Genomic DNA, 14,860 nt, shown 5'->3' on the forward strand with positions numbered 1-14,860 from the left:
GGCCCCGGAGAGACGACTCTCCGGGGCCCGACCCCTGTGCAAGGGGCAGGAGCCGATTTCCGTCAAGGGGTTGACGGCATAGGTATCCTCAGCGGAGCTTTGGAGTTCATAACTTGTACAAGGTTCGGTCACCCAGGGTGACGCGGGCCACGGATAAGGGTGGGTCAATGGAGACTCCGGGGTCGCAGACATCTCTGCATCGGGCCAACCTCGAGCGGGTCGTACGTGCCGTAAGGATGGCGGGGTCCCTGACCCAGGCGGAGATCGCCAGGAGCACCGGCCTCTCCGCAGCCACTGTCTCCAACATCGTTCGTGAACTCAAGGACGGCGGAACAGTCGAGGTGACCCCCACCTCGGCGGGCGGGCGCCGGGCCAGGAGCGTCTCCCTGAGCGGGGACGCGGGCATCGTCATAGGGGTTGATTTCGGACATACGCACCTCCGGGTGGCCATCGGCAACCTGGCTCACCAAGTGCTGGCCGAGGAATCGGAGCCGCTGGACGTGGACGCCTCGTCCGCGGAGGGCTTCGGACGGGCGGAACACCTGGTCAACCGCCTGATCGAGACCACGGGCATCAGTCCCGCGAAGGTGATCGGCGTCGGCCTCGGCGTACCGGGCCCGATCGACGTCGAATCCGGCACGCTCGGGTCCACCTCGATCCTGCCGGGCTGGACGGGCATCAATCCCAGCCAGGAGCTCGCGGGGCGCCTCGGGGTGCCGGTGTACGTGGACAACGATGCCAACCTGGGCGCCCTCGGCGAGCTCGTCTGGGGCAGCGGCCGGGGGGTGCGGGACCTCGCCTACATCAAGGTCGCCAGCGGCGTGGGAGCCGGTCTGGTGATCGACGGGCACATCTACCGCGGTCCCGGTGGCACGGCCGGCGAGATCGGCCACATCACCCTCGACGAGGCGGGCCCTGTCTGCCGCTGCGGCAACCGCGGCTGCCTGGAGACCTTCACCGCCGCCCGGTACGTCCTGCCCCTGCTCATGCCCAGCCACGGGCCCGATCTCACGATGGAGCGGGTGGTGCAGCTGGCCCGCGAGGGCGATCCGGGCTGCCGCAGGGTCATCGGGGACGTCGGCCGGCACATCGGCAGCGGGGTGGCCAACCTGTGCAACCTGCTCAACCCGAGCCGGGTCGTGCTCGGAGGATCCCTCGCGGAGGCGGGCGAGTTGGTGCTCGGACCCATCCGTGACTCGGTCTCGCGCTATGCCATTCCCAGTGCCGCGCGGCAGCTCTCCGTGCTGCCGGGAGCGCTCGGCGGACGGGCCGAGGTGCTGGGGGCGCTGGCCCTCGTACTCAGTGAGATGGGGGATTCAACCCTTTTGGAGAGCACCCTCCCTGCCGCGACGCCTGCCTTCACTTAGATAACGAATGGCACCGTTGTCATCTCGTTAAGGATTTACTCCTTGACGCTGACGTCGCGGCCGAGTTGACTTCCAGCCACCTCGGCCGCAACGTCGCGGCCTCGTCAGGGAGGTTCGAAATGAACACGCGTATGCGTCGTGCCGCCGTTGCCGTTGCCGCCACCACCATGGCCGTCTCGCTCGCTGCTTGCGGGAGTGCCAAGGAGTCCGGCGACAAGGCCACCACCGACTCGGGCAAGAAGGGCGACGATCTCAAGATCGGTCTGCTCCTCCCCGAGAACGTCACCGCCCGCTACGAGAAGTTCGACAAGCCGATCATCGAGAAGAAGGTCAGCGAGCTGACCGGTGGCAAGGCGGAGGTCGTCTACGCCAACGCCAAGCAGGACGCCACGCTGCAGTCGCAGCAGGTCGACACGATGATCACCAACAAGGTCGACGCACTGATCATCGACGCCGTGGACGCCAAGGCGATCGAGAACAGCGTGAAGAAGGCCAAGGACGAGGGCATCCCCGTCGTCGCCTTCGACCGCCTCGCCGAAGGCCCGATCGACGCCTACACCTCCTTCGACAACGAAGAGGTCGGCCGCGTGCAGGGCACGGCCCTGCTGGAGGCCCTGGGCGACGCCGCCAAGCCCACCATCGTGATGATGAACGGCTCGATCACCGACCCCAACGCCGCCCTCTTCAAGAAGGGCGCCAAGTCGGTCCTCGACGGCAAGGTGACGTACGGCAAGGAGTACGACACCAAGGAGTGGAAGCCGGAGAACGCCAACGCCAACATGGAGGGCGCGATCACCGCCCTGGGCAAGGACAAGATCGCCGGTGTCTACTCCGCCAACGACGGCATGGCGGGCGGCATCATCCAGGCCCTCAAGTCCGCGGGCATCTCCAAGCTCCCGCCGGTCACCGGCCAGGACGCCGAGCTCGCGGGTGTGCAGCGCATCGTCACCGGTGAGCAGTTCATGAGCGTCTACAAGCCCTACCCGCAGGAGGGCATCGTCGCCGCGGAGATGGCCGTCGCGCTCGCCAAGGGCGAGAAGCTCGACACCATCGCCACGTCCAAGGTCGACAACGCCGGCACGAAGGGCATCGCCACCGTCCTCGTCCCGGTCGTCTCGCTGACCAAGGACAACATCAAGGACACCGTCATCAAGGACGGTATCTACACGCTCGACGAGATCTGCACGGCCAAGTACAAGGCGGCTTGCGACGCCGCCGGCCTGAAGTAGGTCCCCCTCCGCCCGGCCGGCCCTCCACGGCCCGCCGGGCGGACCCGAAGCCTGTCCGGTGCCTCGCCCACCAACTGTCCCGCTGCCGGGCGGGGCGCCGGACGGAACGCTTCGGCCCCTCCTCTTTTCATGCTTCTGCTCAAACCACCGCGCCTTCCCCCAGGTGCGGTATCCCCGCCGGGTCAGGCGGCGAAGGAGATGGTTCACGTGTCCGCTACGCCCGTGTTGGCGTTGCGAGGGGTCTCCAAGCGATTCGGTGCCGTCCAGGCGCTCACCGACGTAGAGCTTGAGGTCCACGCCGGTGAGGTCGTCGCCCTGGTGGGTGACAACGGCGCCGGTAAATCAACGCTGGTCAAGACGATCGCCGGAGTCCACCCCATCGATGACGGTGTCATCGAGTGGGACGGCAAGGCCGTCCAGATCAACAAGCCGCACGATGCCCAGAACCTGGGGATCGCGACCGTCTACCAGGACCTCGCGCTCTGCGACAACATCGACGTCGTCGGCAACCTCTACCTCGGCCGGGAGCTCCGCAAGTTCGGAATCCTCGACGAGGTCGAGATGGAGCGCCGCTCCCGCGAGCTCCTCAGCACGCTGTCGATCCGCATCCCCAGCGTCCGCATCCCGATCGCGTCGCTCTCCGGCGGTCAGCGCCAGACCGTCGCGATCGCCCGCTCCATGCTGGGCGAGCCCAAGCTCGTCATCCTCGACGAGCCCACCGCCGCGCTCGGTGTCGAGCAGACCGCGCAGGTCCTCGACCTCGTCGAGCGGCTGCGCGAGCGGGGCCACGCGGTCATCCTCATCAGCCACAACATGGCCGATGTGAAGGCCGTCGCCGACAAGGTCGCCGTGCTCCGGCTCGGCCGGAACAACGGGGTCTTCGACGTGAAGACCACCTCGCAGGAAGAGATCATCTCCGCCATCACGGGTGCCACGGAGAACGCCGTGACCCGTCGTGCGGCGCGCAACGCGGAGGCCCAGAAGTGACAACCGACAAGACGTCCACCGCAGTGGTCAACCCGGAGGCGGCCAAGGGCGCCGACACCGTGGTCGACCCCCGGCTCCTCGTGCGCGAGCAGGGCCTCGCCGGCTACCTCACCGAGTTCAAGCGCAAGATGCGCGGCGGTGACCTCGGCTCGATCCCCGTGATCATCGGCCTGGTCATCATCTGCGTGGTCTTCCAGAGCCTGAACTCGGAATTCCTCTCGGCGAAGAACGTCAGCGACATCGCCGTGACCATGGTGGCCACCGGCATGATGGCCGTGGGCATCATCTTCGTGCTGCTGCTCGGCGAGATCGACCTCTCGGTCGGCTCGGTCAGCGGTGTCTCGGGCGCCGTCGTCGCCGTGCTCAGCGTCACGCACGGGATGAACGAGTGGCTCGCCGTCCTCGTCGCGATCGTCAGCGGCGCGGTCATCGGCGCCATCCACGGCTTCTTCTTCGCCCGGATCGGTGCTCCCGCCTTCGCCGTCACCCTCGCCGGTCTGCTGTTCTGGCTGGGCTTCATGCTCCAGCTGCTCGGTGACACGGGCACGATCAACCTGGACAGCGACGGTGTGGTCGGCAAGCTGACCACGTACTACTTCTCGGACGTGGCCGCCGCCTACGGCCTCGCGGCCGTCGCGGTGATCGGCTACTTCCTCTCCGCGTTCCTCGACACCCGCCGCCGCGAGGCCGCCGGCGTCCCGTCGCGGCCGCTGGTCGACATCGTGATCCGTACCGCAGTGCTCGCGGTCTTCGGCTTCGGCGCGGCGTTCATGTTCAACCAGTACCGCGGCCTCCCGCTGGCCCTGGTCCTCTTCCTTGTCGTCCTGGTCGGCACGGACTTCGTCCTGCGCCGCACCTCCTACGGCCGGAAGATCTTCGCGCTCGGCGGCAGCGTCGAGGCGTCCCGCCGCGCGGGCATCAACGTCACCGCGATCCGTGTCTCGGTCTTCGCGATAGCCGGCACCTTCGCGGCGATCGGCGGCCTCTTCTGGGCCTCCAAGATCGCGGCGGCCAACCAGGGCTCCGGCGGCGGCGACCTCCTGATGAACGTCATCGCCGCGGCCGTCATCGGCGGCACCAGCCTCTTCGGTGGCCGGGGCCGCACCTGGAACGCGCTGCTCGGCGTCATGGTGATCGTCTCGATCCAGTACGGCCTGGCGCTGGAAGGCATCGCCACCCCGATCAACTACATGATCACCGGTGCTGTTCTTCTCATCACGGTCGTCATCGACTCCATCACCCGCAAGACGCAGAAGACCGCGGGCCGCGCCTGACCGTCGTACCTGCGAACCTGTGCCCGGCATCCCCGTGATGCCGGGCACACGCGTGTCCGCCGGGCCCCGGCGCGGCGCGGACCAATACCCCGCCCGATGACCGCGGCCGTCGGCGGAACATTAGACTCATCGGATCGACACGCTCGACCAGCTCACAAGCAAGGAGGCACGGGTGGACCTGCTGACCCGCATCAAGGGACCGCGTGACCTGGACCGGCTCGGCCTCGAGCAGCTCGACCAGCTCGCCGGGGAGATCCGTACCTTCCTCGTCGAGGAGGTGTCCAAGACCGGCGGCCACCTCGGCCCGAACCTCGGTGTGGTCGAGCTGACCATCGCCCTGCACCGCGTCTTCGAGTCCCCGCAGGACAAGGTCCTCTTCGACACGGGCCACCAGAGCTATGTGCACAAGCTGCTCACCGGCCGGCAGGACTTCTCGAAGCTCAAGAGCAAGGGCGGCCTCTCCGGATACCCGTCCCGCGCCGAGTCCGAGCACGACGTCATCGAGAACTCGCACGCCTCGACCGTGCTCGGCTGGGCCGACGGCCTCGCCAAGGCCAACGAGGTGCTCAAGAAGGACGACCACGTCGTCGCGGTCATCGGTGACGGCGCGCTCACCGGCGGTATGGCCTGGGAGGCGCTGAACAACATCGCCGCCGCCAAGGACCGCCCGCTCGTCATCGTCGTCAACGACAACGAGCGCTCGTACGCCCCGACCATCGGCGGCCTCGCGAACCACCTCGCCACCCTGCGCACCACCGACGGGTACGAGCGCTTCCTGGCCCGCGGCAAGGACCTCCTGGAGCGCACCCCCGTCGTGGGCAAGCCGCTCTACGAGACCCTGCACGGCGCCAAGAAGGGCCTCAAGGACTTCATCGCCCCGCAGGGCATGTTCGAGGACCTCGGACTGAAGTACGTCGGCCCCATCGACGGCCACGACATCGAGGCCCTGGAATCCGCGCTCCAGCGCGCCAAGCGCTTCGGCGGGCCCGTCATCGTCCACTGCCTCACCGAGAAGGGCCGCGGCTACACTCCGGCGCTCGAGGACGAGGCGGACCGCTTCCACGCCGTCGGCAAGATCCACCCGGACACGGGCCTGCCCATCTCCACCTCCGGCCTCGACTGGACCTCGGTCTTCGGCGAGGAGATGGTCAAGCTCGGCCATGAGCGCGAGGACGTCGTCGCCATCACGGCGGCCATGCTCCAGCCGGTCGGCCTCGGCAAGTTCGAGGCGGCCTTCCCGGACCGGATCTACGACGTCGGGATCGCCGAGCAGCACGGCGCGGTCTCCGCGGCGGGCCTGGCGACCGGCGGGCTGCACCCCGTCTTCGCCGTCTACGCGACCTTCCTGAACCGCGCCTTCGACCAGGTCCTCATGGACGTCGCCCTGCACAAGTGCGGTGTGACCTTCGTCCTGGACCGGGCCGGCGTCACCGGCACGGACGGCGCCTCGCACAACGGCATGTGGGACATGTCGATCCTCCAGTGCGTGCCGAGCCTGCGCATCGCGGCCCCGCGCGACGCCGACCAGGTCCGCGCCCAGCTGCGCGAGGCCGTCGACGTCGACGACGCGCCCACCGTCGTCCGCTTCTCCAAGGGCGCGGTCGGCCCGGCGGTCAAGGCCGTCGGCACGGCGGGCGGCATGGACATCCTGCGTACGGCGGGTACGGACAGCCCGGACGTCCTCCTGGTCTCCATCGGCGCGCTCGCCCCGATGTGCCTGGAGATCGCCGCGCTGCTGGACGCCCAGGGCATCTCCACCACGGTCGTCGACCCGCGCTGGGTCAAGCCCGTGGACGAGGCGCTCGCCCCGCTCGCGACCGGGCACCGGGTCGTCGTCACCGTCGAGGACAACAGCAGGGCCGGCGGCGTCGGCTCCGCCATCGCCCAGGCGCTGCGCGACGCGGACGTGGACGTGCCCCTGCGCGACTTCGGCATCCCGCCGGTCTTCCTCGACCACGCCTCGCGGGGTGAGGTCATGGCCGAGATCGGGCTGACCGCGCCGGACATCGCCCGGCAGGTCACCGGCCTGGTCGCCAAGCTCGACGGACGGTACGAGAGCCGGGCCGCCGAGCCCGTCCGCGACTGATCCGCACCAGCGGGCCCGATGGGCCGGTCGCCACCCCGCACGGGTGGTCCGACCGGCCCATTCGCGTGAAATCGGGCCGCGCGGAGCGTGCCGCGGGCAGCCGGTTACGAATCATGGCGTGCACGACGAGCGCGTGGAGGTACGCCGGTGAGCACGCAGCAGGACACGCCCCCCAGCGGAGACGGGCTGTTCCGGACCAAGACGGTCGAACAGTCCATCCGTGACACCGAGGAACCGGAGCACGCCCTCAGGAAGTCCCTCTCGGCGCTGGACCTCACGGTCTTCGGGGTGGGTGTCATCATCGGCACCGGGATCTTCGTCCTCACGGGCAAGGTCGCCAAGGAGACGGCCGGCCCCGCCACGGCGCTCGCCTTCGTCGCCGCCGGCATCGTCTGCGCCCTCGCGGCCCTCTGCTACGCCGAATTCGCCTCCACCGTCCCGGTGGCCGGATCGGCGTACACCTTCTCGTACGCCTCCCTGGGCGAGCTCGTCGCCTGGATCATCGGCTGGGACCTGGTGCTGGAGTTCGCGCTGGGCACCGCGGTGGTGGCGGTCGGCTGGTCCGGCTATGTGCGCTCACTCATGGACAACGTCGGCTGGACGATGCCCGAGGCACTTTCCGGCCCGGACGTGGCCAGTGGATTCGGCTTCGACATCCTGGCGTTCGCCCTGGTCCTGATCCTGACCGTCATCCTGGTCCTCGGGATGAAGCTCTCCGCCCGGGTCACCACGGTCGTCGTGGCCATCAAGATCGCGGTCGTGCTGATCGTGATCATCGCCGGGTTGTTCTTCATCGACGCGTCCAACTACTCGCCGTTCATCCCGGAGGCCGAGAGCCAGACCTCGGGCTCGGGCCTGGACGCGCCGCTGGTCCAGCTGATCTTCGGCTACGAACCGACGAACTTCGGCGTCATGGGCATCTTCACCGCGGCCTCCATCGTCTTCTTCGCCTTCATCGGCTTCGACGTCGTGGCGACGGCCGCCGAGGAGACCAAGCTCCCGCAGCGCGACATGCCGCGCGGCATCCTCGCCTCGCTCGTCATCTGCACCCTGCTCTACGTCGCCGTGTCGATCGTCGTCACCGGCATGCAGAACTACTCCGAACTCTCCGTCAGCGCCCCGCTCGCCGACGCGTTCAAGGCCGTCGGGCACCCCTTCTACGCCGGTGTCATCAGCTTCGGCGCGGCCGTCGGCCTCACCACCGTCTGCATGATCCTGCTGCTCGGCCAGACCAGGGTGTTCTTCGCGATGAGCCGCGACGGACTGCTCCCGAGGTTCTTCTCGGTGACGCACCCGCGCTTCGGCACGCCGTACCGTCCGACGATCCTGCTCGGCGTGGTCATCGCGATCGTGGCGGGCTTCACGAGCATCAACGAGCTGGCGACGCTGGTGAACATCGGCACGCTCTTCGCGTTCGTGGTCGTCGCCCTCGGCGTCATCGTCCTGCGCCGCACCCGCCCCGAGCTCCACCGGGCCTTCCGCACCCCGTGGGTCCCGGCCCTCCCGATCGTGTCGGTGGCGGCCTCGGTCTGGCTGATGCTGAACCTGCCGGCCGAGACCTGGGTCCGCTTCGGGATCTGGATGGCGCTCGGCGTGCTCATCTACTTCCTGTACGGGCGCAGGAACAGCCGTATGGCGAAGGCCCGTTGACCCGCCCCTGAGTCACACCGCGGAAGCGGAAGCGGCCGTACGCCCGGTACGGCCGCTTCCGCCCGCCGGGGCGGGCTCCACCGATCACCGCCCGGTCAGCCGCCGGTGGCCGGGGACTTCTTCGCCGACTCGGGAATGGTGCCGTCCGTCCGGATCGCCTTCCAGAGGTCACCGGCCTGGGGCTCCGCCGCCACCACGCGGTTCGGGTCCTGCTTGTCGTAGGCGACCGGCAGCATGATCGTCTCCATCGAGGAGGGGTCGACGCCGTTCATCGAGCGGGCGAACTCCGCGAGCGAGGTCAGCGAGGCGAGCCCCTCGTCGGTCGTGAGTGACTTGGTCGCGGAGTTGGCGATCTTGTAGGTGCTCGTCGGACTGCCCAGCAGGTCCTGCGACTTGATCTCCGTCAGCAGGGCCATCAGGAACTGCTGCTGGAGCCCGATCCGGCCCAGGTCGCTCCCGTCGCCGACGCCGTGACGGGTACGCACATAGGCGAGGGACTCGGTTCCGTTCAGCTTGTGCGTACCGGCGGTGAGGTCGAGCCCCGAGGCGGAGTCCTTGATCGGCTCGTCGACCTTGACGGTGACCCCGCCGATCGCGTCGACCAGGTCCTTGAACCCGGCGAAGTTGATCTCCAGGTAGTGGTCGATCCTGACCCCGGACATCTTCTCCACGGTCTTCACGACACAGGCCGGACCGACCTGGGAGTAGACGGAGTTGAACATGACCCGCTCGGCGGAGGCCATCTTCGAACCGTCGCTCTTGACGCACTCGGGCCTGGTCACGAGGGTGTCGCGCGGGATGGAGACCGCGGTGGCCTCGGTGCGGCCCTCGGGTATGTGCACCACCAGCGCCGTGTCGGACCGCGCCCCGCTGACACCGCCGCCCCCGCCCAGCTCCTTGTTCTCCGCCCCGGCGCGCGAGTCGGAGCCGAGGACGAGCAGGTTCTGCCCGGTGGTGGGGAGCTTCTCGGGACGGTCCTCGCCGAGCGCCTTGTTGATGTCGACGCCCTTGATGTTGCCGTCGAGGTCCTGGTACATCCAGTACGCGGTGCCGCCGCCCGCGAGGAGGAGCACGAGGAGGACCCCGAGAGTGATCTTGAGGCCGCGGCGGCGCTTGCGTTCCTTCTTCCGGCCCCGCTTCGGTGCTTCCGCCCGGCGAGAGGCGCGCGGGCCCGGGGGTACGGCGTCGTGGCTCATCCTGCACGAGTCCCTTGGTCTGTGGCCCGTGAGGGCTGGATGTGGACTTGGGGACTCGGGTGGGGCCGGTCGACCCATGTGGGGGGCAGGCCGAGTAGTATAGACAAATTTTCGAATCGTGTGTAATTCTTCGCGCGCCGTTCGCATCCCGTACGCAGCCGCCCGGTCCGTTCCGTGGCGCGTCCGGCACGCGAAAAGCGAACGCCGGGCGGCGAGTCGGTGGCGATCGAACGGAGATTCTATGATGGCGGTTGCCAGACCCGTCTCGCGTCCCTGACGCAGAAGGCCGCGCGGCAGCCGGTGCCGGGTCCGGGCGGGGAATCATGGGAAGGACGACCTCACATCATGCGGGTCAAGTCTGGGCGCGCCGACCGGGGGAGCACTCCGGCACGGACTGTCCGTGAGCACCGTAACGACGACCGTCACGCGGCCGTGGCCGCCGTCGACGGCCAGTGGCTGGTGCGAGGCAAGGACGGAAGACTCACCGCCTACGCGCGCCACCCCGAGGGACTGCTCCGCTGGACGGAGACGCGCCCGGGGGGCCCGGAGTGGTCAGGCCCGGACCTCTTCGTGATCCGGCATCTGACGAACCTCTCCCTCGCGCAGGGCGCGGACGGCTATGTGCACTTCCTCGGGCGCCGGTGCGTACCGAAGAAGGACACCCAGCCGGTCGTCGATGTGATGCACGCCATCCAGTACCAGAGCGGCCGGGCCCTCAGCGGATGGCATTCCCTCGGCAATCCGCGCAGGAACACCGACCAGGCCCCCGGCATGGGCGCGCCGGCCGGCGTCGTGAGCCCGTCCGGGCTCGTGCACTTCTTCGTGCGGACCGCCGCCGGCGGGGTGATGCTGCGGCGCGACGACAAGGACGGCAAGTGGGAGTCGTGGCACAACATGAACGCCCGTGAGGCCGAGGACGGGATGGCGGTCACGCTCGGGGCGTCCGGCGCCGTCGATCTCCTCGTCCAGGGGCCGGGTAAGGCGATGCACTGGCGCCAGACCTCCGCGAACGGCGGCTTCTCGCGGGAGCAGGACATCCCCGTCCAGATGGCGCCGGCCAGTGTGACCGCGCTGGAGACCGCGCCGGGGCGGTGCACGTACTACTGGACCGATCCGGCCACGGGCGGTGTGGTGGCCTACCGCCTCGGGGGATGGGTGGTTCCGCTGGGCGGTACTCCGGCCGAGGGGCCGGTCTCCGTGCTGCGCGCGGTGCTCGACGGCTACGACTGCACCGTCCTGGCGCACCGCGACGCCGACGGGCACGTCATGCTCGCGGCCTGCGGCACCGAGAACGAGGGCGGCGGCCTGTGGTGGTCGCCGACCGGCGAGCGGACGGACATGCCGCCGGCCCTGGCCGTCGACAGCGTGGGCCGGGTGGTCGTGGGGACGATCGGCGCCGACGGGGCGCTGTACATCGCACGCCAGAACGCCGAACCGGGTCTGGCCATGGCTCCGGCCGAGCGCGTCTGACAGTCGGACCCGCGCGAGATCCATCCGGCCACCGGGTCATGGTCGATATGTTCCCTATATCGCCACTTTTAGTGGTTTGTGGCTTTCGGGTCGGACATTGACACGGGGCCTACAACTGATGAAGATGTGATCGCTCTGTGAAAGTTGAAAGTTCTTTCAATTGCCGTCAATGACTACTTGTGGCGAATAAGGCATGCAGAGTCGCGGTGTCCAAGGGGGGACCCGCGAACAGCTCTGCCGGTCGTCGACCGCAGGTGATCGAGGAGTGATGGCGTGCGGCGGCGTGTGTCCTGCCCTGGGGGGTGGCGGGTTTGACGATCATTCCTGGGCCGGTGGTGAGGCCTGTCAGGGAGGCGGTGCAGGACGGTTCGCCCGTGTCCCTCGCGGCGACGCCCGTGCCTCCGCAACAGCAGAACGCGCCCGGCGGTGCGACGGACGACATCTATGTCGAGCCGGGGCTCACGCCTCTCGGTGCCCGTGAGGCGAATCGTTCCGCCGTCGCCGACCTGCTTCAGTCCGCCGGAGTGTCCTTCTTCGCCGTCCGAGGCACCTCCGACCACGGGACCGTCGTGGCTGTCGCCGAAGAGGACCGCGAAGCCGTCCTCGGCGCCCTCTTCAGGGGCATGGGGCAGTACGCAGGCCACCTGAGCGTGATCGACCCGGACGCGGCGGCACCCGCGGCTCCCCGCTCGTCCCGGGACCCCAAGGCGTGGCGCGGTGTCCGTACCGCGGCTGCCGTGCAGGTCAGCTGGTACCGCGCCGACATCGGCAAACACCTGGTCATGGGCCACGAGTACGGCTGCGTGGTGGAGTTCTGGAGGTGGCACGGGACGCATCTCGTCGCACCCCGGGCCAACAGGGTCACCTGGGCGGTGTCCGGCGAGGGCGGAAACGTCTTCGGAGCTCCTCGGCTGTTCAGCCGTTTCGTGTCCGATCACACGTCGCGGCGGGAGGCTCCTCCGCTCGCCACCAGACCCGAATTCCTGGTGAGCTGCGTCGAGGACATCGCCTTCCCCGTCGATGCCGTGTACACGTGGGTGGACGGGAACGACCCCGCCTGGCAGCAGCGGAAGGCCTCGGCGAAGGGTGAGGTCTACCACGCCGAGTCCGCGAGTGACGCCCGTTTCATCAGCCGTGACGAGCTGCGCTACTCCGTCCGGTCGCTCCACATGTTCGCCCCGTGGATCCGCAACATCTACATCGCCACCGACGACCAGGTCCCGGCATGGCTCCGCGAAGACATCCCGGGCATCAGGGTGGTGAGCCACCGGGAGATCTTCCGTAACTCCGCCGACCTGCCGACCTTCAACTCGCACTCCATCGAGAGTCAGCTGCATCACATCGAAGGACTCTCCGAGCACTTCCTGTACTTCAACGACGACATGTTCATCGGCCGCCCCGTGGCACCGCACGCCTTCTTCACACCGAGCGGAACGGCGCGCTACTTCCCCTCGCGCAACCGCATTCCGCAGGGGCCCGTCGTCGAGACCGACACCCCTGTCGACGCGGCCTGCAAGAACAACCGCGCGCTCCTCAAGGAACGTTTCGGCAGGGTGATCACCCAGCCCATGGAGCACATCCCCTACGCGCTGCGCCGCAGCGCCATGGAGGAGGCCGAACGCGACTTCCCGCAGGCATGGGCCCGCACGGCCGCCAGCCGCTTCCGGGCGATGACGGACCTCTCCACGACCTCGTCGTTCGGGCTCTACTACGCGGCGCTGACCGGCCGGGCCCAGCCGGGCACCATGCCGTTCACCTATCTCCAGCTGGCGGTTCCCGACCTGGCGGACCGGCTGCAGAGGCTGCTCGACGGCCGGAGCCAGGACTCCTTCTGTCTGAACGACGCCTTCTCCACGCCGGAGGACATCGAGGCCCAGCAAGAGCTGCTCGACGGATTCCTCAACGCCTACTTCCCAGTCCCCAGTCCCTACGAGCGATGAATCGGGGTTCATGACATGACCGATTCGAGTTCGGCAGCCAGGGTCTACAAGCGCATCGTTCCCCAGCCGGTGCGTGCCGTCGCGGGCAGCCGCGTGCCGCCCAGGGTCAGGCGCAAGGTCAAGGGCGGGCTGGTCCGCACGCTGAACCGCCGTGAGGCGCGCCTGCACCGACGTGCGCTGCGGCTCGTCAGGAAGGGGGACTTCGCGAGCGCCTCCGAGCGCAGGACGCGCACCCCCGACGGCAGGGTCGGCCATGTGCACCAAGGGCTGACCGTCGACCTGGCGCGGCGGCTCGACCACGATCTGGTGACCTCGGCCCTGGACGCCGCAGACATCCCCTGGTTCGCGGTGCCCGCACTCGACGACCGGCGCATCTGCCTCGCCGTGGAGCAGCAGGACAAGGGCCAGGTCCGCAGGGTGCTCCGCGCGCTGCTGGAGGAGCACACCGGATACGTCGTGTCGGCGTCCCCCGTCAACAACGACACCCGCATGACCCCCGGGAGCCACCTCAAGGCCTGGAAGAACTACGGCAGGGCCAGGGCGATCCGGATCACCTGGCTGCGCACCGAACCGACCGAGAACCTCTGGGTCGGCGAGGACCAGGGCATCGAGATCGAGTTCTGGACGGTCAACACCGATCTGCCGCAGGAGCGCCTGGTGGGGCCCCGTCCCAACCGGGTCCAGCGTGTCGTCTCCAGGGACGCCGCGGGCATCGAGATCGGCTTCGACCGGCTCTCGGGCTACTGCGACATCGACGGTGACATGGACCCGTCGGTCACCCTCGAACAGTTCGACATCGCCCGGCTCGAGGAGGTCTCGTTCCCCATCGACGCCGTGCTTCTGTGGGAGCACCCGGGCGCCTGGGGCGAGGAGCTGCTGAGGGCCTCGCTGCGCTCCCTGCACCAGTACGCCCCGTGGGTCGACGTCGTCCATGTGGTGGCGCAGGAGCCGGTGCCCGAGTGGCTCAGGGGCGACGACGGCAGGCTCGCCGTGGTCGAGGGGCGGCACCCGGCCGACGGCCACCTCCACCTCCTTCCCGACATCGCGGAACACTTCCTGCTGTTCAGGCCGGGTGCGCTGCTCGGTCGGCCCACGCGTCCGTTCGACTACTTCACGCCCAACGGCACGACCAGGCCGAGGCGAGGGATGTGGACGGCCGAGGAGTCGTTCGCCCCCTGGACGGCGCTCGCGTACTCGGCCACAGGGCGTGCCGTGACGCAGTCCTTCGCACCGGGACCCCAGCCGTTCACCTGCTCCGCCCTGGGCCGGCTCGCCGAGAGCGGGGCGGCGGCCGAACCGTCACCGGACGGGCAGACACAGCCGAGGCTTCCCGGAACCCACCCGGGTGACGGACTGGTCCACCACTTCGCGTACGCCCACGGGCTCGCCGACCCGTCAGGGGAGACGACCGCGGTCCTGCACGCGGCCCTTCCCGGTATCGGGCTGCGGCTGGACCGGCTCCTCGTACGCCGTGACCTGCAGCAGCTTCAGTTCTTCGGGCTCGGGAGCGACGAGGCTCTCGGCCGTGGCGGCAGCAAGGCGGTCGTCGATTTCCTGCACCGCTACTTCCCCGTGGCGAGCCCGTTCGAGCACGGCCATCCAGAGGACCCGGAAACGTACACGTGAGCACAAGTAATCCTGAGGCGTCCGCTGTCGTCGGG

Annotated in this window: 10 protein-coding genes; 9 read left to right on the top strand and 1 reads right to left on the bottom strand. The window is 68.8% G+C overall.

Annotation, left to right across the window (positions count from 1 at the left end):
• Positions 1-167 precede the first annotated feature (167 nt).
• The 6 genes from ACWCQM_RS14220 (at position 168) to ACWCQM_RS14245 (ending at position 8,593) form a co-directional block, all read left to right on the top strand.
• Positions 168-1,367 (top strand): ROK family transcriptional regulator, encoded by a 1,200-nt coding sequence (locus tag ACWCQM_RS14220; protein WP_073748376.1) that lies wholly within the window; start codon positions 168-170, stop codon positions 1,365-1,367.
• A 119-nt stretch (positions 1,368-1,486) separates the two neighbouring features.
• The gene (locus ACWCQM_RS14225) at positions 1,487-2,596 is read left to right on the top strand and encodes a sugar ABC transporter substrate-binding protein (protein ID WP_450915576.1); all 1,110 of its coding nucleotides are present in this window, start codon (positions 1,487-1,489) and stop codon (positions 2,594-2,596) included.
• 198 nt (positions 2,597-2,794) lie between these two features.
• Positions 2,795-3,583, top strand: a complete 789-nt coding sequence (locus ACWCQM_RS14230; RefSeq protein ID WP_073748378.1) for an ATP-binding cassette domain-containing protein — start codon at positions 2,795-2,797, stop codon at positions 3,581-3,583.
• Positions 3,580-4,857: a sugar ABC transporter permease gene (locus ACWCQM_RS14235; RefSeq protein ID WP_450915577.1), complete on the top strand. Its 1,278-nt coding sequence runs from the start codon at positions 3,580-3,582 to the stop codon at positions 4,855-4,857. Before ACWCQM_RS14230 ends, ACWCQM_RS14235 begins: the two co-directional genes overlap by 4 nt.
• A 172-nt stretch (positions 4,858-5,029) precedes the next feature.
• On the top strand, positions 5,030-6,943 hold the full coding sequence (gene dxs / locus ACWCQM_RS14240) for a 1-deoxy-D-xylulose-5-phosphate synthase (protein WP_450915578.1): 1,914 nt from the start codon (positions 5,030-5,032) through the stop codon (positions 6,941-6,943).
• Between the two features lie 147 nt (positions 6,944-7,090).
• Positions 7,091-8,593 (top strand): amino acid permease, encoded by a 1,503-nt coding sequence (locus ACWCQM_RS14245; RefSeq protein WP_450915579.1) that lies wholly within the window; start codon positions 7,091-7,093, stop codon positions 8,591-8,593.
• A 95-nt stretch (positions 8,594-8,688) separates the two neighbouring features.
• On the opposite strand, the gene ACWCQM_RS14250 is transcribed toward ACWCQM_RS14245, so the two are convergent.
• Positions 8,689-9,789 (bottom strand): LCP family protein, encoded by a 1,101-nt coding sequence (locus ACWCQM_RS14250; protein ID WP_450915580.1) that lies wholly within the window; start codon positions 9,787-9,789, stop codon positions 8,689-8,691.
• A 345-nt stretch (positions 9,790-10,134) separates the two neighbouring features.
• On the opposite strand from ACWCQM_RS14250, the gene ACWCQM_RS14255 reads away from it, so the two are divergent.
• The 3 genes from ACWCQM_RS14255 (at position 10,135) to ACWCQM_RS14265 (ending at position 14,825) form a co-directional block, all read left to right on the top strand.
• On the top strand, positions 10,135-11,259 hold the full coding sequence (locus ACWCQM_RS14255; protein ID WP_450915581.1) for a hypothetical protein: 1,125 nt from the start codon (positions 10,135-10,137) through the stop codon (positions 11,257-11,259).
• A 374-nt stretch (positions 11,260-11,633) separates the two neighbouring features.
• Positions 11,634-13,199, top strand: coding sequence for a stealth family protein (locus ACWCQM_RS14260; protein ID WP_450915582.1), 1,566 nt, complete (start codon positions 11,634-11,636; stop codon positions 13,197-13,199).
• A gap of 15 nt (positions 13,200-13,214) precedes the next feature.
• A complete protein-coding gene (locus tag ACWCQM_RS14265) occupies positions 13,215-14,825 on the top strand; it encodes a sugar phosphotransferase (protein ID WP_450915583.1) in 1,611 nt (536 codons plus the stop codon).
• Positions 14,826-14,860 lie beyond the last annotated feature (35 nt).

The organism is Streptomyces sp. NPDC002125 (genome assembly GCF_053593715.1).

What these genes read in the sequence shown, in the direction of transcription:
- ACWCQM_RS14220 (WP_073748376.1), top strand. Translation starts at nt 168, where the DNA reads ATGGAGACTCCGGGGTCGCAGACATCTCTGCATCGGGCCAACCTCGAG.
- ACWCQM_RS14225 (WP_450915576.1), top strand. Translation starts at nt 1,487, where the DNA reads ATGAACACGCGTATGCGTCGTGCCGCCGTTGCCGTTGCCGCCACCACC.
- ACWCQM_RS14230 (WP_073748378.1), top strand. Translation starts at nt 2,795, where the DNA reads ATGGTTCACGTGTCCGCTACGCCCGTGTTGGCGTTGCGAGGGGTCTCC.
- ACWCQM_RS14250 (WP_450915580.1), bottom strand. Translation starts at nt 9,789, where the DNA reads ATGAGCCACGACGCCGTACCCCCGGGCCCGCGCGCCTCTCGCCGGGCG.
- ACWCQM_RS14255 (WP_450915581.1), top strand. Translation starts at nt 10,135, where the DNA reads ATGCGGGTCAAGTCTGGGCGCGCCGACCGGGGGAGCACTCCGGCACGG.
- ACWCQM_RS14265 (WP_450915583.1), top strand. Translation starts at nt 13,215, where the DNA reads ATGACCGATTCGAGTTCGGCAGCCAGGGTCTACAAGCGCATCGTTCCC.